This is a genomic window from Pseudomonas sp. KBS0710 (assembly GCF_005938045.2).
In the GTDB taxonomy this organism is placed as follows: domain Bacteria; phylum Pseudomonadota; class Gammaproteobacteria; order Pseudomonadales; family Pseudomonadaceae; genus Aquipseudomonas.
Window position 1 is genome coordinate 6138336 of record NZ_VCCF02000001.1, and the last position, 21055, is coordinate 6159390.

Below are 21055 nucleotides of genomic sequence, written 5' to 3' on the forward strand. Positions count from 1 at the left end.
TTCGATTAGTACGCGATCCTGTCGCCTTCTCTGCGGCGCGGCCTCATTAAGCCAAAAGCTTAATTTCCCCCCTCCATAAATGATTACGTCATTCCTATATGAATCTGACTGAACTCAAGCAAAAGCCGATTACCGACCTGCTCCAATTGGCCGAAGAAATGGGCATAGAAAATATGGCCCGTTCGCGCAAGCAGGACGTGATTTTCTCCCTGCTCAAAAAGCACGCGAAAAGCGGCGAGGAAATCTCCGGTGATGGCGTGCTGGAGATTCTCCAGGACGGCTTCGGCTTCCTCCGCTCTGCAGACGCTTCCTATCTTGCCGGCCCAGACGACATCTACGTCTCGCCGAGCCAGATCCGTCGCTTCAACTTGCGCACCGGTGACACCATCGTCGGCAAGATCCGTCCTCCGAAGGAAGGCGAGCGTTATTTCGCGCTGCTCAAGGTCGACACGATCAACTTCGATCGTCCCGAGAACGCGAAGAACAAGATTCTCTTCGAGAACCTGACGCCGCTGTTCCCGACTGTGCGCATGAAGATGGAAGCCGGTAACGGCTCCACCGAAGACTTGACCGGTCGTGTCATCGACCTGTGCGCCCCGATCGGCAAAGGCCAGCGCGGCCTGATCGTTGCACCGCCGAAAGCCGGTAAGACCATCATGCTGCAGAACATTGCAGCGAACATCGCGCGTAACAACCCGGAAGTTCACCTGATCGTATTGCTGATCGATGAGCGCCCGGAAGAAGTGACCGAAATGCAGCGCACCGTGCGCGGCGAAGTGGTTGCCTCGACGTTCGATGAGCCGCCAACCCGCCACGTGCAGGTTGCCGAAATGGTGATCGAGAAGGCCAAGCGCCTGGTCGAACACAAGAAGGACGTGGTGATCCTGCTCGACTCCATCACCCGTCTGGCGCGTGCCTACAACACCGTGATCCCAAGCTCCGGCAAGGTACTCACCGGTGGTGTCGATGCCCACGCCCTGGAGAAACCAAAGCGTTTCTTTGGCGCCGCGCGGAACATCGAAGAAGGCGGCTCACTGACCATTATCGCCACCGCGCTGGTTGAAACCGGCTCGAAGATGGACGAAGTGATCTACGAAGAGTTCAAGGGTACCGGCAACATGGAACTGCCCCTGGACCGTCGCATCGCTGAAAAGCGTGTGTTCCCAGCGATCAACATCAACCGCTCCGGCACCCGCCGTGAAGAGTTGCTGACCGCCGACGACGAACTGCAGCGCATGTGGATCCTGCGCAAGCTGCTGCACCCGATGGACGAAGTAGCCGCCATCGAGTTCCTGATCGACAAGCTGAAAACCACCAAGACCAACGACGAGTTCTTCCTGTCGATGAAGCGTAAGTAATACGACGTTTCAGGTCCAAAAAATGGCGCCCCTCGGGGCGCCATTTTTTTTGCATCGGAAAAGAGAGATTTGTGCGGTAATAGTGTCAGTTAAGAAACAAAAAGGCTGAGCGTGGCTACGCTCATCTCCATTCGAATCAGGCTGATCTACGATTTATGACCGCTCTTGCTTACCGAAGAGACATTGATGGCCTGCGCGCCATTGCTGTCCTCGCTGTCGTGCTGTTCCATTTTGGTGTTCCTGGTATTACTGGCGGTTTTGTCGGCGTTGATGTGTTCTTCGTGATTTCAGGCTTCCTGATTACCTCGATCATCTGGCGCGAACGTGAAGCCGGGCGTTTCAGCTTTGTCGATTTCTGGGCGCGACGAGCTCGACGTATCCTGCCTGCGTTGCTTGTGATGATGTTCACCTCGTTGGTGGCCGGTTGGTTCCTGATGGCGCCCAAAGATTACTCAGAGCTTGGGCGCTCGATACACAACCAGGTTATTTTCATCTCCAATCTGTTCTTCATGCGCCAGGACGGCTATTTCGACACGGCCTCCGACATGAAGCCGATGTTGCACACCTGGTCGCTGTCGGTTGAAGAGCAGTTCTACATTGCCTTTCCACTCTTGCTGGCGCTGTTGTCGAGCCGGCTGAAGCAATGGCGCGGCGCCTTGTTTGTGTTGCTGCTGGTGTCGTTTGCGGCGAGCGTGTGGGCCGTGGCCCATGAGCCGGACAAAGCCTTCTTCCTGCTGCCCATGCGTGCCTGGGAATTGTTGGCCGGGTCCATGCTGGCGGTGATGCCAATGCGGGCTCAGCGGGTAAGTCCCGCGCTTGCGCAAGCCATCAGTCTGTTCAGCCTGGGCCTGATTCTGGTGGCGGTATTGGGTTACGACGCCAGCACCGCGTTCCCCGGCGCTGCGGCTTTGTTGCCGGTATTGGGTGTGGTGGGCTTGATTTGGGCTAACGGCCAACACACTACCTGGGTAGGGCGCTTGCTGGGCAGTCGCGTGCTGGTCGGCATCGGGCTGATTTCCTATTCGTGGTACCTGTGGCACTGGCCGGTGCTGGTGTTTGGCAAGTACGCGAGTATTTTTGGGCTTTCGTCCTGGGCGCTGGCGGGTCTGTTCGCCTTGAGCCTGGTACTGGGCTACGCGTCCTGGCGGTTCGTCGAGGGACCGTTTCGCGAGCGGCGCCTGCTGGCGGGTCGTCGGTCGATCCTGATTGCAGGCGTTGTCGGCCTCGCTGGCCTGGGCCTGATCGGCAAAGGCCTGGTGTGGTCGGATGGGTTTGCATCACGGCTGTCGCCCCAGGCGTTGCAGTTCGCCCAGGCGCATACCTGGAGCCCTACGCTCATGAGCTGCCTGTCGGATGACAAGAAAGACCCGAACCGCAAACTCTGCCATTTTGGCCCGCAGGCGAGTGCTGCCCGCGCATTGGTCTGGGGCGACAGCCATGCCTCGGCACTCATTCCAGCGTTGAATGACGGCTCACGCAAGTACGACTTCGGCATCACCCAGGCCGGTTACGCCGGTTGCCTGCCGTTCAACCGCAAAGAAAACACCCCAGGCTGCCGGGCGTTCAACGAACGTGTCACCCAGTTGTTGAGCAAGGAGCCGTTCAGTGATGTGGTGCTGGTAGCCCGCTGGAGCCTGTACGTTTATGGCCAACGCTCCGGCGACACCGGCGCTTCCCTTCATGACCCGCAAACGGGCAAGTACGACCGCGCCGTCGCTGAACAACTGTTTGCCGAGGGTGTGACTGCGCTGGTGCAGCAACTGCGCGCCAGCGGGCACCGGGTGTGGCTGGTCAAGGAGGTGCCGCTGCAGGCATTCAACGTGCCTTACCGGCTCAGCCGCCTGGCGATGCTGGGGCGCCCGACCGACCGCGAAGGCTTGCCCCTGGCCGAACACATCGAGCGCCAGGCCTATATCAGCAGCGTTTTTGAGCGCATCGCCGCGGCGGACCCCGGTGTGCAGCTCATGGATCCCGCACCCAAGCTGTGCGAGACCAACGGTTGGTGCCGGGTCGAACGCGACGGCCAGTCGCTGTATACCGATGACAACCATCTCTCGGCCGTAGGCACGCGCTATGTGGAAGGGTTCCTCGAGCCCTTCTTCCACGCCATGCGTAATGCGTCCGTTGAGTCGAGTGTGAGTCGCAATGACGTGCAATAAGCTGCCAGCGCTCTTAAGAGCAGGTAGGATGTACGCCTATTTTACGGGTGGCATGGTTAATGAAATTCAAGGATCTTCGGGATTTCGTGCAGCAACTTGAGCAGCGCGGAGAGTTGAAACGTATCCAGGTGCCGATTTCCCCGGTGCTGGAAATGACTGAGATTTGCGACCGCACCTTGCGCAACAAGGGCCCGGCGCTGCTGTTCGAAAACCCGACCGGTTTTGATATCCCGGTGCTCGGCAACCTGTTCGGCACGCCCGACCGCGTTGCGTTCGGTATGGGCGCCGAGTCGGTCAGCGAGCTGCGCGAGATCGGCAAGCTGCTGGCGTTCCTCAAGGAGCCCGAGCCGCCCAAGGGCTTGAAGGACGCCTGGTCGAAGTTGCCGATCTTTCGCAAGATCATTGCCATGGCGCCCAAAGTGGTCAAGGACGCGGTGTGCCAGGAAGTGGTCATCGAAGGCGATGACGTCGACCTGGGCATGTTGCCGGTGCAGACCTGCTGGCCGGGCGACGTCGGCCCTCTGATCACCTGGGGCCTGACCGTCACCAAAGGCCCGAACAAGGATCGCCAGAACCTGGGGATCTACCGTCAGCAAGTGATCGGCCGCAACAAGGTGATCATGCGCTGGCTGAGCCACCGTGGCGGCGCGCTGGACTTCCGTGAGTGGTGCGAAAAGCACCCTGGCAAGCCGTTCCCGGTGTCCGTGGCCCTGGGCGCCGACCCGGCGACCATCCTCGGCGCCGTGACACCGGTGCCCGACAGCCTGTCCGAATATGCCTTCGCCGGCCTGCTGCGCGGCAACCGCACCGAGCTGGTGAAGTGCCGTGGCAACGACCTGCAAGTGCCGGCCACCGCTGAAATCATCCTCGAAGGCGTGATTCATCCGGGCGAAATGGCCGATGAAGGCCCTTACGGCGATCACACCGGCTACTACAACGAAGTCGACAGCTTCCCGGTGTTCACCGTCGAGCGCATCACCCACCGGATCAAACCGATTTACCACAGCACCTACACCGGCCGGCCGCCGGATGAGCCGGCCATTCTCGGTGTGGCGCTCAACGAAGTGTTCGTGCCGATCCTGCAAAAGCAGTTCCCGGAAATCACCGACTTCTACCTGCCGCCCGAGGGCTGCTCGTACCGCATGGCCATCGTGACCATGAAGAAGTCGTACCCAGGCCACGCCAAGCGGGTAATGCTCGGTGTGTGGTCGTTTTTGCGACAGTTCATGTACACCAAGTTCGTTATCGTCACCGACGACGACATCAATGCCCGGGACTGGAACGACGTGATCTGGGCCATCACCACGCGCATGGACCCCAAGCGCGATACGGTGATGATCGACAACACGCCTATCGACTACCTGGACTTTGCTTCGCCGGTATCCGGCCTGGGCTCGAAGATGGGCCTGGATGCCACCCACAAATGGCCGGGTGAGACCACCCGCGAGTGGGGCCGGGTGATCGTCAAGGATGAAGCCGTCACCGCACGTGTTGATGCGATCTGGAAAGAATTGGGAATAGATTGATGCGTGTAACCCTGCAACCTTCCGGCGCCGTACTGGAGCTGGTCCCTGGCGAGCGAATCCTCGAAGGCGCGCGCCGCCTGGGCTACGAGTGCCCACAGGCGTGTCGCAATGGCGTGTGCCATGTGTGTGCCGCGCTGCTGGTGGAAGGCCGGGTGCAGCAAGCCGGTGAGGTGCGTGACCATGGTGAGTTCTACACTTGCATCGCCGAACCGCTGGAAGATTGCATTGTGTTGTGGGATGGCGTGCTGGCGCCGGGAGAGTTGCCGTTGCGCAAGTTGTCGTGCCAATTAAGTGAATGCGTGGAGGTCGGTGGCGATGTATGGCGCGTGCGCCTGCGCGCGCCCGCCGGCAAGGCGGTGCGTTACCACGCCGGGCAATACCTGATGATCGAGCGCGATAACGGCGATAAATCGGCGTTTTCCCTGGCCTCGGCGCCCCATGCCGGGCGCGAACTGGAACTGCATGTGCTGGTGCGTGAGGACAGTGCGCGCACTCTGATCGAGCAGTTGCAACGTAATCAGATGGCGCGTGTTGAACTGCCGTTTGGTGATACGCACTTGGCTGAACTGCCGGACGGGCCGCTGGTGCTGATCGCCGCCGGCACCGGCATGGCGCAGATGCATAGCCTGATCGAGCATTGCCGCGCTTCAGGCTTCAAGCACCCGGTGCATCTGTACTGGGGCGTGCGCCGCCCGGAAGACTTCTACGAAATCGAACACTGGGACCAATGGCAGCAACTGCCAAACCTGTTCCTGCACAAAGTGGTCAGCGACCTGTGCGGTTGGGAAGGGCGCTGCGGGCTGCTGCATGAGGCCGTGTGTGAAGACATCAGCGACCTCAAGGCCGTGCATGTCTACGCCAGTGGTTCGCCGGCGATGATCTATGGCACTTTGGATGCTCTGGTGGACGCCGGGATGGATGCGCACCAGATGCGCGCCGATGTGTTTGCTTATGCGCCACGCCCTTGAAGCCTTGAGCTGAACCAGTGTGGGAGCAGGCAAGCCAGCTCCCACATGGCTATGCGGTGTTCTTAGAAACGCACGCCTGCCGTCAGCAACGCCGCGTTGAAGCCCAGCAACACTAACTCGCTGGCCACCGGGCCAACGTGAACGCCCACTGATGGAATGATCGCCGGTGCTACGCCATAACGGTTGAGCGGGATTTTGTCGCGGTACTTACCGCGATAGCCCTGTAGCGCGCCTGCGGTCACCTTCATATAAAACGGTGAGTCGCCCATATCGTAGCGCTTGCCGGCGTAGACGTAATACGAGCGCTGGCTGAACGAATTGCGAAACGTCGCCCCGCCATACACCAACCCAGACGCTTCATTGCGCTCCAGGTTGAGCAAATCCTGATTGTTATTGTGCTTTGGGTCCGGCGAAAAATGCCGGGTATAGACGCTCGTCTGGGCGTACCAGAAGCCCTTGTCGTCTTTGGCGGCGGCCTCGGAGGCCAGGGCAGTTGCGGCTTGGGCCATAAGCAGCACGCCGGAAAAAAGGTGTTTCATGGTCCGACCTCGATAGTCGTTTTGAAGGGGCGGCTAATAAGGGTCGCTAAACGTCGACAGTTTGGCGGCAAACGTCCTACTGGGCCTGAACCTGCGCTGAAGGTTTGCTCGCCTATTCTTATGCAATTACGGTATTACTGATGTAGGAAAAATCTCATTAAGCTATAAGCAACGGACTACCGACTATTTGCCAATAACCAATAACTGACCGCCACCGCCCGCCAGCCGGATCGATCGTTCGAACTCAGAGCAGTGAAGTTCTGAGTGTTGATTCTTAGGGGTGCGGTATGGGGAGCTACAAGCAACACGCGCTGTACACGGCGATTTTGTCGGCCAATTTGCTGACCGCTGTGGGCTTCAATCCAGTGCTGGCGGCAGACACGGCCGCCGCCGATGCACCAAAACTCGACACCGTGATCGTCACGGGTACTCGCGCCCAAGAGCGCACCGCCAGTGCTTCGTTGTCGCCCATCGATGTCATATCCGGTGACACATTACGCAGCACCGGCTCCGACGAGCTGGGCGCAGTATTGGCGCGCCTGATTCCCTCCATCAATTTTCCGCGCCCAAGCCTGGTGGACGGTGCCGAACTGGTACGCCCGGCGCAGTTGCGCGGTTTATCGCCGGATCAAGTGCTGGTGCTGGTCAACGGCAAGCGCCGCCACACCAGTGCCTTCGTCAACCTGGGCGGGGCCGTGGGGCGCGGTTCGGCGCCAGCGGATTTGAATGCGATCCCGCTGTCGGCGGTCGACCATATCGAAGTGCTGCGCGATGGCGCGTCGGCGCGCTATGGCTCGGATGCGATTGCCGGGGTGATTAACGTAATCCTCAAGCACGACGACCATGGCGGTTCGATTTCGACCAAGTTTGGCGAGTACAAGAAGGGCGACGGCATCCAGCGCAACGTCAGCGGCAACACCGGGTTTGCCTTGGGCGATAACGGCTTTATCAACGTCTCGGGCGAAGGCGCCGACAATGACTACACCAACCGCGCCGGCGACGATTTCCGCCCAGGTAGCGTAGGTTCCACCACCTATGGCCAGCGCGTGTTCCGTCAGGGCGAGCCGGCCACCAATGAAGGCAAATTCCAGTTCAACTCCGAGTATTCCTTCAACGACGCGGCCGAGTTCTACACCTTCGGCGGCTACAGCAAGCGTCGTGGCGAAACGGCGGCGTTCTATCGGGCCAGCAACGCGTCCAACAACATCCCGGCGCTGAACCCCAATGGCTATCTGCCGCTGATCAAGGGCAACCTGGAAGACACGTCCCTGGTGGTCGGTCTGCGTGGCTTGCTGGCCTACGATTGGCATTACGACCTGTCGGCCAACTACGGCAAGAACCAGTACGAACTGGGTACCGAAACCATCAACACCTCACTCGGCCTGGCCACGCCGCGCAAATTTAACAACGGCACCTTGAGCAACGACCAGCGCCAGGTCAGCCTGGACCTGTCCCGTGAGTTCGACGTGGGCTTTTTGCCATATCCGGTGTCGGTGGCTTTTGGCGGCGAATACCTGCGCCAGGGTTATCAAATTGAAGCGGGCGAACCGGCGTCCTACTACCAGACCGGCAGCTCGGGCCTGGGTGGCTTCCGCGACGCCGACGCCGGCAGCACCTCGCGGCACAACTGGGCCCAGTACCTGGACCTGGAAACCAACTTCACCGAAAAACTCAGCGCCTCGGCCGCCGTGCGTCATGAGGACTACAGCGACTTCGGCTCCAACGTCAGCGGCTCGCTCTCGGCGCGTTATGACTTCACCCCGCAAGTGGCCTTGCGTGGCAGCATTTCCAATGGTTTCCGCGCGCCGTCCCTGGCCCAGCAGAACTTTGCCTATACCTCGTCACAGCTGATCGGCAACACCATCCAGGAAGCCGGCACCTTCCCGGCCAACAGCCAGGTTGCCCGCCTGTTGGGCGCCGAAGACCTCAAAGCCGAGAAGTCGCGCAACTACAGCCTCGGCCTGGTGCTGGAGCCTGCCGATGACCTGACCGTGACACTCGACGTGTACCGCATCGACATCCGCGACCGCATCAGCCTGTCGTCCAACCTTAATCTCAACCCGGCCACCATTGCCTACCTGCAGGCTAATGGTGTCGGCAATATCAATTACACCAGCGCCCGTTACTTCACCAACGCCACCGACACCAGCACCGACGGCGTCGACCTGGTGGCCAACTATCGCTACCAATTCGATAACGGTATCCGCTGGAACAGCACCGTGGGCTACAACTACAACCACACCAAAGTGACCGACGTGAAGCCCAACCCGGCGATTCTGGACAGCCTGGGCGCCAACCTGGTGCGGGTAGACCGTCGTGAACGCATCGGTTTGCTTGGCGATACCACGCCGCAGCACAAGCTCAGCCTGGGCAATGACTTCACTTACGGCAATTGGGCGCTGCACAGCAACCTGGTGCGCTATGGTGAATTCACCAGTTACCAGGCCGACAAGGTCAACGACCAGACCTTCAAGGCCGCCTGGGTGCTGGACCTGTCGGCAGACTACAAGCTCAAGAACTGGACCTTCACCCTGGGCGGCGACAACATCACCGATAAATACCCGGAGAAGGTCAACGCCTACGCCAGCAGCGGCGGCAACCTCGCCTATAGCACTTTTTCGCCGTACGGTTACAGCGGCGCGTTTTATTACGGTAAAGTTGCTTACAACTGGTAACACGCAGGAGACCTAAGCGATCCGCCATGACCGTTATTGAAACCGATCTGTTGCAATTGGCTTACCCTCCGCGGCTCGATCTGGGGCCGCAACTGACTCACGAGCAATTAATGAGTTCGATGCAGGCCACCATGGCCAGGCATAAGGGCGGGCCGGTCTGGCTATTCGCTTATGGTTCGCTGATCTGGCGTCCCGAATGCTCGTCGACCCAGCGCATGCGCGCACGGGTTCACGGTTATCACCGGGGGTTGTACCTGTGGTCACACGAGCATCGAGGCACGCCGGAGTCGCCGGGATTGGTGTTCGGCCTGGATCGCGGCGGTTCCTGCAGCGGGTTTGCCTACCGTTTACCGGAAGACCAGCTTGAGGCCTCGCTTTATGCCTTGTGGCAGCGCGAGATGCCTTACCCTTCGTACCGGCCGCACTGGCTCAGCTGCCGCCTGGAAGATGGCAGTCAGGTGCAGGCGTTGGGATTTGTGTTGGAACGGCACCTGCCCAGCTATGCCGGCAACCTGCCCGATATCGTGCTTAACCACGTGTTGGAAAGCGCTTGCGGGCGCTACGGCACCACTCGCGATTATGTCGAGCAGACCGTGAACGCCCTGCGTAGCCACGCCATGCCAGATAAGAATCTGGAGGCGCGGCTCAAGCGTTGTGCCAAAGACTGCGGCGCAAATTAACGCGCCGAGCTGACGCTGTTGGTGTGCCACAGCGTTGGGATCAGGAAAGCAATCGCCAGCAGGCACGCGCCCACCAACAACACAAAACCACCGTCCCAGCCGAAATGGTCCACGGTGTAGCCCATGGCCGCACTCGCTGCCACCGAACCACCCAGGTAACCAAACAAGCCTGTGAAGCCAGCGGCCGTGCCCGCCGCTTTTTTCGGCGCCAGTTCCAGCGCCTGCAGGCCGATCAGCATCACCGGGCCGTAGATCAGGAAGCCGATGGAGAACAGCGCAATCATGTCGACCATTGGGTTGCCTGGCGGGTTGAGCCAGTAAACCAGGGTCGCCACGGTGACCAACGCCATGAACACGATGCCGGTCAGGCCACGGTTGCCACGGAAAATCTTGTCCGACATCCAGCCGCACAGCAGCGTGCCTGGAATGCCCGCCCACTCATAGAAGAAGTACGCCCACGAGGTTTTATCCACGTCGAAGTGCTTGGCTTCCTTGAGGTAAGTCGGTGCCCAGTCCAGCACGCCATAACGCAGCAAGTAGACGAACACGTTGGCGAAGGCGATGTACCACAGCATTCTGTTGCGCAGCACGTACTTGACGAAGATTTCCTTGGCGCTGAATTCGTCTTCGTGGCTGGCGTTGTAGCCTTCCGGGTAATCGTTCTTGTACTGCTCGATGGGCGGCAGGCCAACCGATTGCGGGGTGTCGCGCATGGTGATGAAGGCAAATGCCGCCACGGCCAATGCCACGGTCGCCGGCACATAGAACGCTGCGTGCCAGTCGTTGAACCAGGCCATGCCCAGCAGGAACAGCGGGCCGATCAGGCCGCCACCGACGTTATGCGCCACGTTCCACACCGACACCACGCCGCCGCGTTCCTTCTGCGACCACCAGTGCACCATGGTGCGCCCACTCGGCGGCCAGCCCATGCCCTGGGCCCAGCCGTTGATGAACAGCAAAATGAACATCATGGTCACGCTGGACGTCGCCCAAGGCGCGAAACCGAAAATGAACATTACGCCGGCCGATATCAGCAGGCCAAAAGGCAGGAAGTAGCGCGGGTTGGAGCGGTCGGACACCAGGCCCATCAGGAACTTGGACAAGCCATAGGCAATCGCGATGGCCGACATGGCCAGGCCCAGCTCGCCACGGGTGTAACCCTCGTCGATCAGGTACGGCATGGCCAGCGAGAAGTTTTTGCGCAGCAGGTAGTAACCCGCGTAACCGAAGAAAATACCGGCGAAGATCTGCCAGCGCAGCCGTCGATAGGTACTGTCTATTTTTTCTTCAGGCAGGGGCGCCTGGTGTGCGGCAGGACGAAAGAAAGCAAACATTCAAGAGCTCCAAATTTCTTGTTTTGACTGCGGATGCGAATGTTACAGTTTCGTTACCGAAAATAGCATCGCCTCTTATCTGCAAACACAGGAAATTGGAGTGATTGCATGTTCTCTTACGAACATGTCGCGAATAGATAAGTGTGGGTCGGTATCAGGTCTTAAGACCTGAAGAGATCAACTGTGGGAGCTGGCTTGCCTGCGATAGCGGTCTATCAGTAGCAGCTGTGTGAGCTGACCCACCGCTATCGCAGGCAAGCCAGCTCCCACATGGACCACATGAATCGCATTCAGCGGGTCTGGACCACGACTTTGCCCACAGCCCGGCGCTGCCCCAAGTCATTGATCGCCTGCGCCGCCTGCTCAAGCGGATACACCTGCGACACCAACGGCTTCAGCTTGCCCTCGCCATACCAGGTGAACAACTGCTGGAAGTTCGCCGCATTGTCCTGCGGCTGGCGCTGGGCGAACGAGCCCCAGAACACCCCGACCACAGACGCGCCCTTGAGCAGCGCCAGGTTCACCGGCAACTCGGGAATGCGCCCGCTGGCAAAACCCACCACCAGCAGGCGGCCGTTCCAGGCGATGCCGCGCACAGCCTGGTCAAACAGGTCGCCGCCGACGGGGTCGTAGATCACATCAACACCGTTGCCGTCGGTCAGGCGCTTGATCTCGTCTTTAAGGCTGGCTTCGCTGTAGTTGATCAGCTCATCCGCGCCGGCGGCCTTGGCCACGGCGAGTTTGTCGGCATTGCTGGCGGCGGCAATTACCCGGGCGCCCATGGCTTTGCCGATTTCTACGGCGGCCAGGCCCACGCCGCCGGAAGCGCCGAGCACCAGCAGGGTTTCGCCGGGTTGCAGGTTGGCGCGTTGTTTGAGCGCATGCATGGAGGTGCCGTAGGTCATGCTGAAGGCGGCGGCGGTGTTGAAATCCATGCTCGGCGGGATCGGCAGCACGTTATAGCCCGGCACCGCGACCTGCTCGGCAAAGCTGCCCCAGCCGGTCAGGGCCATGACCCGGTCGCCGATTTTGAGGTGGCTGACCTTTTCACCCACTTCACTGACCACGCCGGCCGCTTCGCCACCCGGTGAGAATGGGAAGGGCGGCTTGAACTGGTACTTGCCCTCGATGATCAAGGTGTCCGGGAAATTCACCCCGGCCGCGTGCACATCCAGCAGGATTTCGTTCTTCTTGATCGCGGGGCTGGCGATATCTTCCAGCACAAGGGTTTCGGCGGGGCCGAAGGCTTTGCACAGCACAGCTTTCATCGGACTATTCCTTTTGGCGTCGTGGCCGATAAGTGTAGGAGGGTACGCCCGTGGGTCAACGAGCATGCCCGGCCCTGATAAGTCGCCATAAGCTTGTACTCAGCCTTGCTAGCGTTATGCTACCCGGCAACCGAATTCGAGGAATGAACTGTGAAAGCGTGGATCCTGTTGATGCTCGCCCTGACCTTGCCGATGGCAGCCCAGGCCGAAGAAGCGAAAGAAGGCGAGGCGCCGAAGGTCAGCTACATCAGCCTGACCCCACCGTTCGTGGGCAACTACGGCCTGGATGGCACGGCGAAACTGCGGGTCTACAAGGCCGACATCGCCCTGCGTGTAACCGGGCCTGAAGCGGCTGCGGCCGTCAAAGCCAACGACCCGCTGATCCGTAACCAACTGGTGGCGCTGTTTACCCAGCAGACCAACGAAGCCATGAGCACGGTTGAAGGTAAAGAAAAGCTGCGCCAGGAAGCCCTGAAGCAGACCCAGCAAGTCATGAACGACGAGACCGGCAAGCCGGTGGTGGAAGACCTGCTCTTCAACAACCTGATCATCCAGTAAAGCGGGCGCTTCGCGCCTTTCGCGAGCAAACCCGCTCCCACATTCGACCGTGTTCCCCTGATTAAACGCGGTCAAAATGTGGGAGCGGGCTTGCTCGCGAAGAGGCCCTTACAGGCACCTCAAGAGGCCAAACTTTTCCTGAACCTGGCCAGCGCCACCGCAAAAAACACCAACCCAATCCCCACCAACGCCAGCAAATCCGGCCACACCACACCCACGCCCGCATCGCGAAACAAAATCGCCGCACTTAAACTCACAAAATGCGTCGACGGCGAGCCCTGCATCACCCATTGCAACCATTCGGGCATGCTGTCCAATGGCGTGCTGCCTCCCGACAGAAGCAGCATCGGGATAATCACCGGAATCGCCAGCAAACCAAACTGCGGTGTCGAACGCGCAAGGGTGGCGAGAAAAATCCCCAAGGCAGTGCTGGCAAACAGGTACAACGCCGTCACCAGCAAAAACAGGCTCAACGACCCGGCCAGCGGCACGCCGAGCAAGCCTTTGACCACCAGCTCCAGCGACAGCCACGTACACAGCACCACCACCAGCATGTTGCTCCAGATTTTTGCCAGCATGATTTCCAGCGCGGTCAGCGGCAGCACCAGCAAATGGTCGAGCGTGCCGTGTTCACGCTCGCGCAGCAGCGCGGTGCCGGTGAGCACGATGGCCAGGATGGTGATGTTGTTGACGATCTGGATCACCGCTAAAAACCAACCGCCTTCCAGGTTAGTGTTGAACAATGCCCGTGTGGTCAGGCGCGCAGGCGTCTTGCCCAACGCGTCGGTTTGCCCGCTGTAGCGCTGCAACTCACGCTGGAAAATCCGGCCGATATAGCCTGCGCCCATAAATGCCTGGCTCATCGCCGTGGCATCGACGTTTACCTGCACGCCCGGCTGACGACCGGCCAACAGGTCCGCCTGGAAGTTGGCCGGCACATTGATCACGAAGGTGTACTCGCCGCTGTCCATGACCTGGTCCAACTGGTCGTAGGCCAGTGGCGCAGGCGGCTGAAACTCCGGTGGTTGCAACGCCTCAGCCATCTGCCGCGACAGCGCGCTGTGGTCTTCATCGATAAAGGCCACGCTGGCGTTGTGCACGCCAATCACCGAACCGGCGGCGGGCATGTAGATCGCCACGGTAAAGGCGTAGGCCAGAAACAGCAGCAATACGCTGTCGTGGCGCAGGCTGGTGAGTTCCTTGAGGCCCAGGCGCAGGATGTGAGCGAGCTTGTGCATCAGGCCTCCTGCTTCTTGAGCATGATCAGGCTCAGCCCGGTGAACCCGACGAAAAACCCGAACAGCGCCAGGCACTGCGGCCACAACTGGCGCAGGTCCAGGGCCTTGGTGAAGGTGCCCACGGCGATATCCAGAAAGTGCCCGGCGGGGAACAACATGCCCATCAGCGCGGCCGCGCCTTCCAGCGACGAGCGCGGCACGATCAGCCCGGAGAACTGGATGGTTGGCAGGCTGGTGATGATCATGGTGCCGAGGATCGCCGCGATCTGGGTGCGGGTGAACGCGGAAATCAGCAGGCCCATGCTTGTGGTTGCGAGTACATACAACAGGCCGCCGACCGCCAGCGCCACGCCGCTGCCCTTGAAGGGCACGCCGAACAGCCAGCGGTTCATCGCCACCAGCAGCGCCAGGTTGACCAGGCTCACGGCCAGGTACGGCGCCTGTTTGCCCAGCAGAAACTCCAGGCGTGTCAGCGGCGTGGCGTAGAAGTTGGTGATCGAACCCAGCTCTTTTTCGCGCACGATGCCCAGGGCCGTGAGCATCGCCGGGATGAATGCCAGGATCAGCGCCATCACGCCAGGGCCGATGGCATTCACGCTGACCACGTCCTGGTTATAGCGAAAGCGCGTCTCCAGCTTGGCGGCAGCTTGGGTGTTGCGGGGCAGGCTGCTCAGTTCGGCCAGTTGCGCAAGATTGCCTTGGTGCACCGCTTCTACGTAATTACGGCTGGTTTCGGCGCGAAACGGCATGCCGCCATCGATCCAGGCGGCTACCGTGGGTTGGCGGCCGGCGTACAGGTCGCGGCCAAAACCGGGTGGAATTTCCAGCGCCAGTTTGATTTCCGAACGTTGCAGGCGCCGGTGCAGTTCGTTCGCATCGCGGATGGGGGCTTGTTCTGCGAAGTAACGCGAGCTGCGAAAGGCTTCCAGGTAGGCGCGGCTTTGCGGGGTCTGGTCCTGGTCGTAGACGGCGAAGGCGAGGTTTTCCACGTCCAGGGAAATGCCGTAACCGAAGATCACCATCATGAACATCGCACCGAGCAGGGCGAAGGCCATGCGCACTTTGTCGCGCAACAGCTCTTTGCCTTCGCGGCTGGCCACGGCCAACAGGCGGGCAATGCTGAAGCCACGTTTGCTGACGGGCGGCGCGCTGCTTTCGCTGACGGTTTTACTCGGTGCGGCAGGTTCGGCTTCGCCTTGGGCCTGTTCCAGGCAGGTGACGAACGCGGCTTCCAAGGTGTCGCCGTTAAATTGCTGTTGCAACGCGTCGGGTGTGTCGCAGGCCAGCACTTTGCCCGCGTGCATCAAGGAGATGCGGTCGCAGCGCTGGGCCTCGTTCATAAAGTGGGTGGACAGGAAAATCGTCACGCCTTGCTCGCGGGACAATTCAACCAACAGTCGCCAGAAATCATCCCGCGCCGCCGGGTCGACGCCCGAAGTGGGCTCATCGAGAATCAGCACTTCCGGGCGATGCAGTACCGCCACGGCCAGTGACAGGCGCTGGCGCAGGCCCAGGGGCAATTCACCGGAGGGTTGCTCGGCCACTTCACCGAGGTCGAAGCGCTGGATCAACTCGTCGATACGCGGGGCGCTGTCGGCCTTGGGCAAGTCGAACAGTTGCGCATGCAGCACCAGGTTCTGACGCACGCTGAGTTCGCCGTACAGCGAGAAGCTTTGTGACATGAACCCCACGCGCTTGCGCGTCGCCAGATCCTTGGCATTCACCGGGTTGCCCAGCAGCGTGGCACTGCCTTCGGTGGCCGGCATCAGCCCGGTGAGGACTTTCATGGTGGTGGTTTTGCCGCAGCCGTTGGAGCCGAGAAAGCCAAAGATTTCACCGCGACCAATCGCAAAGCTGACTTTGTTTACCGCCGTGAAATCGCCAAAGCGCAAGGTCAGGTCGTGGGCCTCGATGGCGATATCGGCATTGGCGCTTTCACGCGGCGGGATCACCAGCGGCTGATTGTCGTGGGCGCTGTCACCCTGGAAATGAGTAAAAGCCTCATCGAGTTTGCCGCTGGGTGTAACGGCCGCCAGTTCGCGGCTCAGGCCGTCGGCGATCAGCTTGCCGCGATCGAGCATCAGGCAATGTTCGAACTGCTCGGCCTCTTCCATGTAGGCGGTGGCCACCAGTAGCGTCAGCTGTGGGCGTTCGCTGCGCACGGTTTCGACCAGCTCCCAGAAACGTCGGCGCGACAGCGGGTCGACGCCGGTCGTGGGTTCGTCAAGGATCAACAAATCAGGGTCGTGGATCAGCGCGCAACACAGGCCGAGCTTTTGTTTCATGCCGCCGGACAACTTCCCGGCCGGGCGCTCGGCGAAGCGTGCGAGGTCGGTGGCCAGCAACAGGTTGTGCATGCGCTGCTCGCAATCGGCTTTGGACAGGCCGAACAGCGTGGCAAAGAAACGGATGTTTTCGCTGATGGACAATTCGGGATACAAGTTGCCGCCCAGGCCTTGGGGCATAAAGGCGATGCGCGGGTACAGGCTATTGCGGTGGCGGCGATCTTCGATGGAGCCGCCGAGCACCTCAAGCTGGCCTGCCTGGAGTTTCTTAACCCCGGCGATCAGCCCCAGCAAACTCGACTTGCCCGCGCCATCCGGGCCAATCAACCCGCAACGGGTGCCGGCCGGCAGGCTGAAGGCGATGTCGATCAGCGCCTGTTGCTTGCCGTAACGGTGGTGGATGCCGGTGGCGTGCAGCGCCAGGCCGGTCATTGCAGGTTGGCCGGCCAGTCGATATCAGCCGTGCGTACATAACCGGCGCCGGGCATGCCCGGTTTGGCTTGTGGTACGGCGCTGGGTTGAGTCAGGCGCAGCTTGACCCGGAATACCAGTTTCTGGCGTTCGTCGCGGGTCTCGACCTCTTTAGGGGTGAATTGCGATTTGGCTGCGACAAAGCTGATTTTCGCCGGCAGCGGCTGCTGGGGCAGGGCGTCGAGCAGGATGCGTGCGTCGCTGCCGACGGTCAGGCGGCCGGTGACGGAGGCCGGCAGGTAGAGGTTCATGTACTGATCATTCGGGTCAATCAACAGTAAAACGCGACCGCCCGCGCCGAGCACTTCACCGGGCTCGGCCAGGCGCAATTGAATGATGCCGTCGATGGGCGCACGCAGACTGCTGTCGTCGATTTCGCTGGTGAGTTGGGCCACCTGCGCCTGGGCGGCGCCGATGGCCGCTTTCACCGAGTTGACTTGAGCTTGCGCGGCGATCACGGCCGCGTTGCCGGTGTTCTGGCGTGCTTGCTGCTGGTCGATCAACTGGCTGCTGGCAAAGCCGCGCTTGTACAGCTCCTGGGTGCGCTTGAGTTCCTGGTTGGCCAGCAATTGCTCGCTTTGACGCAACTGCACGTTGGCCTCGGCGGCGGCGAAGTTCTCCTTGGCGCGCAGCACCTCGGCTTCGGCCTGGGTGCGCTGGGCTTCGAGGGTGCGGGTGTCCATGCGCGCGAGCAGTTGGCCTTTGAGCACCTTGTCGCCTTCATCCACACGCACTTCGGCCAGGCGCCCGGGGATCTTGGCGGCGATCTGTACTTCGGTGGATTCCAGGCGCCCATTGCCCATGCTCAGGCCTTCGGGCAGGCGGTCCTGAGTCGATCGCCAATAACCGAACCCGCCGGCACCCAGCAACAAGGTGATCAGCGCAACGGCGAAAAGGCGCGACATAGTGTGATTCGTAGACATGGCTGCATCCTGCGGCATTAGCATCCTAGTTTGACCGATACCGCCCGAAGGCTCTTGATACCGGTCAAATGAAGCGCAAGCCTAACCCGCTTGGCGTGAAGATGCTTGCATCACAGGTGTGACCGCAGGGTTCTGCCTGTTCAGCGCAGGGCGAGTACCGCCGCCCATTGTTCGGCCGTCACCGGCATCACCGACAATCGACTGCCTTTTTGCACCAGCGGCAATTCGGCGAGGGCAGTTTGCTGTTTCAGGTAGCCAAGGCCAAGCACCTTGGAAAATGTCTCGACGTGGGCCACGTTGATTGCCGTCCACGGGTTTTTATCCGGCGTGGCTTTGGCATCGAAGTAATGGCTTTCGGGTTCCAGCGCGGTCGGGTCCGGATAAGCCGCCTCGACAATTTTGCCGATACCGGCAATGCCCGGTTCAGGGCAGCTTGAGTGATAGAAGAAAAACTCATCGCCAACCGCCATGGCTCGCAGAAAGTTGCGCGCCTGGTAGTTGCGCACGCCGTCCCAGCGCGTTTCACCGAGCTTTTCCAGGCCTTTGATGGAGAGTTCATCGGGCTCGGATTTCATCAGCCAGTAGGCCATTTTGGGGCTCCTGAAAAAGGCATTGGGCAAGTTGTCAGGCAATTCCATGACAAACCGACAGTCGGTTGGCGTCAAGGTTTGCGTGTTGGTTCACGTTACCGCAGAATGCCCGCTTTTAAGCTTGACGCAGCTGCAACGGACTACTTTGGAACGTTGTTGTCATCGTGTACGAGATGCCTGAAGGGGGGCAATCGATGCAACGTAAACCGGATTTACTATGGATTTTGGTTATTTTGTTTGGTCTGGGCGTCGTGACCACCGGGTATGCCCAGAGCTTGTGGTCGAACAAGACTGATGCACCGGTTGAATTGGCTCAGCAGCAGCCAAAACCGTTTAAGCGTTAACACTTTTTCAAGGCGTCGCTGGTTCCAGCGACGTTTCTGCGATATACCATTTTTTATCGGTGACGGTGCCAGCCAATGGCACATCCCAGCTCGCCTGCGCCAAACGTTCGACCTTCTGGCATTCATGGGCCAAGCCCAATAGCGTCGGTTTGCGCCAGTTCTTGCGCCGAGCCAAGTAGGCCAGGCTGCGGTCATAAAACCCACCGCCCATGCCCAGTCGCCCACCCACATCATCGAAACCCACCAGCGGCAACAGCACCAGGTCCAGCGCCCAAACTTTGCGTTGGCGGTTGGCATTTACGTGCGGCTCAAGGATGCGAAAGCGGTTGGGCAATAACTTATCCCCAGGCCGCACGCGCTGGAACACCATCTTGGTGCGCGGCCAGGCACTGAGCACTGGCAGATAGGTGGCCTTGCCCCGGCGCTGGGCAGCGCGCAGCAGCAGGCGCGGATCGATTTCACCGTCCGTGGGTAGATATAAAGAGATATGTTTGGCCCGGCGAAACAGCGGGTGCTGTACCAGTTGCCGATACAGGCCGTGGGCGGCCTTGCGCTGCTCGCTCGGCGTAAGGGCGCGGCGGGCTTTGCGCAACATGCGTCGAAGTTGCGGACGGGAAAGCGGCGCAGGTTCGGTCATGGTTGTTCGGCTCATAAAACAATGCCAGTCCTGAGACTGGCATTGAGTTTGGGAATTCAGGCTCCCCGACAGAGCCGCTGTCGACTTAGCCCTTGAACCCGAAAGTTCAAGGTGGAAGATGCAGTAGGCTTTAAGGCTTTCCGTCTAGCGGACATGCACACCAGCCCAACGTGCAACTTCCAGGGTAGTGCGAATCGGCTCAGGGACATCGCCGACTGGCAAACACGCCAGGGAGTGGGGCGAGTATACCTTAAACAGACGCGTCAATCAGCCCTTGGGTGGCTCTGGATCGGTAGAAAGTGCCAGATCCACGCGTTCGAGCAGGTCACGCACTTGCTCACGTGTCGAGCCGCTGGCCTGCACGTCAGGCCGTTCCTGCTTATGCAGCAAATCGTGGGTAATGTTCAGCGCGGCCATCACGGCGATACGGTCGGCGCCGATGACTTTGCCGCTGCTGCGGATTTCACGCATCTTGCCATCCAGGTAGCGGGCAGCACTCACCAGATTGCTGCGTTCTTCCTGCGGGCAGATGATCGAATATTCTTTGTCGAGGATCTGCACGGTAACGCTATTGCTTGAACTCATGAGTCTTGCTCCAGGGCCTTCAGGCGCGAAATCATCGATTCGACCTTACGCCGGGCGATTTCGTTTTTTTCAATGAGGTGAGCGCGTTCCTCGCGCCAGGTCTTTTCCTGAGCTAATAGGAGTCCGTTTTGACTCTTAAGTTGCTCGACCCGATCAATTAGCAGTTCGAGTCTGGCCATCAGCGCTTGCAGGTCGGTGTCTTCCATTGGGTTCCACTGGATTTGTCTGATGAATGGCAACTTCAGGATAAACGATCTGACGCCCTCGATAGTCTTGGTACGTCTGCCGGTGCTAGGATACAGCGCTTCATTCTAGACATTGCGCCGTCTGGCGCCTAGCTCACCATGCCTATTCAGAACTCCCCGTACGACGCTTTTTCCAAACTGCTGAGCTCCAGCGGTCATCCTTGCTCGCCTGCCGAACTGCACGGCGTGCTGTTGGGCCGCAGCTGCACGGGTGTTGGCTTCGATGCCGACAACTGGCTGGCCGATGTGGCCGAGCTGCTGGAAACCGAACCTACCGAGAACGTGCGTAACGCGCTGATCGGCCTGCAAGAGATGGTTAAAGGCGAGTTGACCGGTGATGACGTCACCGTGGTCCTGCTGCTGCCGACCGACGACGCGCCGCTCACCGAGCGCGCCGCCGCACTGGGCCAATGGTGCCAAGGCTTCCTGCACGGCTTTGGCGTAAACGCCGGCGGCCTGGAACTGAGCACCGATGCCAAAGAAGTGTTGCAAGACCTGGCTGCTATCTCCCAGGTGCAAGACGCCCTGGAAGAGTCCGAGGACGGCGAAGGCGACTATATGGAAGTGATGGAATACCTGCGTGTCGCGCCGCTGCTGCTGTTCACCGAGACCAAAAAATCCGCTGAGCCAGCCGCACCCAAGCCGTCGCTGCACTAAGCAAGGAAGTCCATC

19 protein-coding genes and 1 other RNA gene are annotated in these 21055 nt (G+C 60.2%); 9 read left to right on the plus strand and 11 right to left on the minus strand.

Features of this window, described 5'->3' with window-relative positions:
* Nucleotides 1-98 precede the first annotated feature (98 nt).
* From rho to FFI16_RS27980, 4 genes are all read left to right on the plus strand, one after another.
* Nucleotides 99-1358, plus strand: a complete 1260-nt coding sequence (gene rho / locus FFI16_RS27965) for a transcription termination factor Rho (protein WP_003176825.1) — start codon at nucleotides 99-101, stop codon at nucleotides 1356-1358.
* A 155-nt stretch (nucleotides 1359-1513) separates the two neighbouring features.
* Nucleotides 1514-3517 carry an acyltransferase family protein gene (locus FFI16_RS27970; protein WP_138813370.1) on the plus strand — a complete coding sequence of 668 codons (2004 nt, stop codon included), beginning with the start codon at nucleotides 1514-1516 and terminating at the stop codon, nucleotides 3515-3517.
* A 59-nt stretch (nucleotides 3518-3576) separates the two neighbouring features.
* Nucleotides 3577-5043 (plus strand): 4-hydroxy-3-polyprenylbenzoate decarboxylase, encoded by a 1467-nt coding sequence (gene ubiD, locus FFI16_RS27975; RefSeq protein WP_056860766.1) that lies wholly within the window; start codon nucleotides 3577-3579, stop codon nucleotides 5041-5043.
* Complete coding sequence (locus tag FFI16_RS27980) at nucleotides 5043-6011, plus strand: CDP-6-deoxy-delta-3,4-glucoseen reductase (protein ID WP_138813371.1); 969 nt, start codon at nucleotides 5043-5045, stop codon at nucleotides 6009-6011. Before ubiD ends, FFI16_RS27980 begins: the two co-directional genes overlap by 1 nt.
* Before the next feature lie 62 nt (nucleotides 6012-6073).
* Here FFI16_RS27980 and FFI16_RS27985 read toward each other — a convergent pair whose 3' ends face one another.
* Complete coding sequence (locus FFI16_RS27985) at nucleotides 6074-6550, minus strand: sn-glycerol-3-phosphate transporter (RefSeq protein WP_138813372.1); 477 nt, start codon at nucleotides 6548-6550, stop codon at nucleotides 6074-6076.
* A 287-nt stretch (nucleotides 6551-6837) separates the two neighbouring features.
* Between FFI16_RS27985 and FFI16_RS27990 the strand changes: the two genes are divergently transcribed.
* Nucleotides 6838-9225 carry a TonB-dependent siderophore receptor gene (locus FFI16_RS27990; protein WP_138813373.1) on the plus strand — a complete coding sequence of 796 codons (2388 nt, stop codon included), beginning with the start codon at nucleotides 6838-6840 and terminating at the stop codon, nucleotides 9223-9225.
* A gap of 26 nt (nucleotides 9226-9251) precedes the next feature.
* On the plus strand, nucleotides 9252-9905 hold the full coding sequence (locus FFI16_RS27995; protein WP_056860762.1) for a gamma-glutamylcyclotransferase: 654 nt from the start codon (nucleotides 9252-9254) through the stop codon (nucleotides 9903-9905).
* Here the strand turns inward: FFI16_RS27995 and glpT are convergent.
* Both glpT and FFI16_RS28005 read right to left on the minus strand, forming a co-directional pair.
* The gene (glpT, locus tag FFI16_RS28000) at nucleotides 9902-11239 is read right to left on the minus strand and encodes a glycerol-3-phosphate transporter (protein ID WP_138813374.1); all 1338 of its coding nucleotides are present in this window, start codon (nucleotides 11237-11239) and stop codon (nucleotides 9902-9904) included. The two genes, FFI16_RS27995 and glpT, sit on opposite strands and share 4 nt — an antisense overlap.
* Before the next feature lie 290 nt (nucleotides 11240-11529).
* The gene (locus FFI16_RS28005; RefSeq protein ID WP_138813375.1) at nucleotides 11530-12507 is read right to left on the minus strand and encodes an NADPH:quinone oxidoreductase family protein; all 978 of its coding nucleotides are present in this window, start codon (nucleotides 12505-12507) and stop codon (nucleotides 11530-11532) included.
* 150 nt (nucleotides 12508-12657) lie between these two features.
* On the opposite strand from FFI16_RS28005, the gene FFI16_RS28010 reads away from it, so the two are divergent.
* Entirely contained in the window at nucleotides 12658-13065 is a 408-nt protein-coding gene (locus tag FFI16_RS28010; protein ID WP_056860760.1) for a flagellar basal body-associated protein FliL, read from the plus strand.
* Between the two features lie 119 nt (nucleotides 13066-13184).
* On the opposite strand, the gene FFI16_RS28015 is transcribed toward FFI16_RS28010, so the two are convergent.
* The 4 genes from FFI16_RS28015 to FFI16_RS28030 form a co-directional block, all read right to left on the minus strand.
* Nucleotides 13185-14303, minus strand: a complete 1119-nt coding sequence (locus tag FFI16_RS28015; protein ID WP_138813376.1) for an ABC transporter permease — start codon at nucleotides 14301-14303, stop codon at nucleotides 13185-13187.
* The gene (gene rbbA / locus FFI16_RS28020; RefSeq protein ID WP_138813377.1) at nucleotides 14303-17020 is read right to left on the minus strand and encodes a ribosome-associated ATPase/putative transporter RbbA; all 2718 of its coding nucleotides are present in this window, start codon (nucleotides 17018-17020) and stop codon (nucleotides 14303-14305) included. Before rbbA ends, FFI16_RS28015 begins: the two co-directional genes overlap by 1 nt.
* Nucleotides 17017-17982 carry an HlyD family secretion protein gene (locus tag FFI16_RS28025; protein WP_138813378.1) on the minus strand — a complete coding sequence of 322 codons (966 nt, stop codon included), beginning with the start codon at nucleotides 17980-17982 and terminating at the stop codon, nucleotides 17017-17019. The genes rbbA and FFI16_RS28025 overlap by 4 nt, the downstream gene beginning before the upstream one ends.
* A gap of 140 nt (nucleotides 17983-18122) precedes the next feature.
* The gene (locus tag FFI16_RS28030) at nucleotides 18123-18572 is read right to left on the minus strand and encodes an EVE domain-containing protein (protein ID WP_138813379.1); all 450 of its coding nucleotides are present in this window, start codon (nucleotides 18570-18572) and stop codon (nucleotides 18123-18125) included.
* Nucleotides 18573-18766: 194 nt separating this feature from the next.
* On the opposite strand from FFI16_RS28030, the gene FFI16_RS28035 reads away from it, so the two are divergent.
* Entirely contained in the window at nucleotides 18767-18916 is a 150-nt protein-coding gene (locus FFI16_RS28035; RefSeq protein ID WP_024078005.1) for a hypothetical protein, read from the plus strand.
* A 7-nt stretch (nucleotides 18917-18923) separates the two neighbouring features.
* Here FFI16_RS28035 and FFI16_RS28040 read toward each other — a convergent pair whose 3' ends face one another.
* The 4 genes from FFI16_RS28040 to FFI16_RS28055 all read right to left on the minus strand — a co-directional run bounded on the left by FFI16_RS28040 (nucleotide 18924) and on the right by FFI16_RS28055 (nucleotide 20344).
* Nucleotides 18924-19553, minus strand: coding sequence for a 5-formyltetrahydrofolate cyclo-ligase (locus FFI16_RS28040; RefSeq protein WP_138815330.1), 630 nt, complete (start codon nucleotides 19551-19553; stop codon nucleotides 18924-18926).
* Between the two features lie 58 nt (nucleotides 19554-19611).
* Nucleotides 19612-19790: non-coding RNA, 6S RNA (ssrS, locus tag FFI16_RS28045), on the minus strand.
* A 30-nt stretch (nucleotides 19791-19820) separates the two neighbouring features.
* A complete protein-coding gene (locus FFI16_RS28050; RefSeq protein WP_065931843.1) occupies nucleotides 19821-20138 on the minus strand; it encodes a cell division protein ZapA in 318 nt (105 codons plus the stop codon).
* A complete protein-coding gene (locus tag FFI16_RS28055) occupies nucleotides 20135-20344 on the minus strand; it encodes a TIGR02449 family protein (RefSeq protein ID WP_003177365.1) in 210 nt (69 codons plus the stop codon). Before FFI16_RS28055 ends, FFI16_RS28050 begins: the two co-directional genes overlap by 4 nt.
* A gap of 138 nt (nucleotides 20345-20482) precedes the next feature.
* Between FFI16_RS28055 and FFI16_RS28060 the strand changes: the two genes are divergently transcribed.
* The gene (locus FFI16_RS28060; protein WP_017135268.1) at nucleotides 20483-21040 is read left to right on the plus strand and encodes a YecA family protein; all 558 of its coding nucleotides are present in this window, start codon (nucleotides 20483-20485) and stop codon (nucleotides 21038-21040) included.
* The last annotated feature ends 15 nt before the right edge of the window (nucleotides 21041-21055 follow it).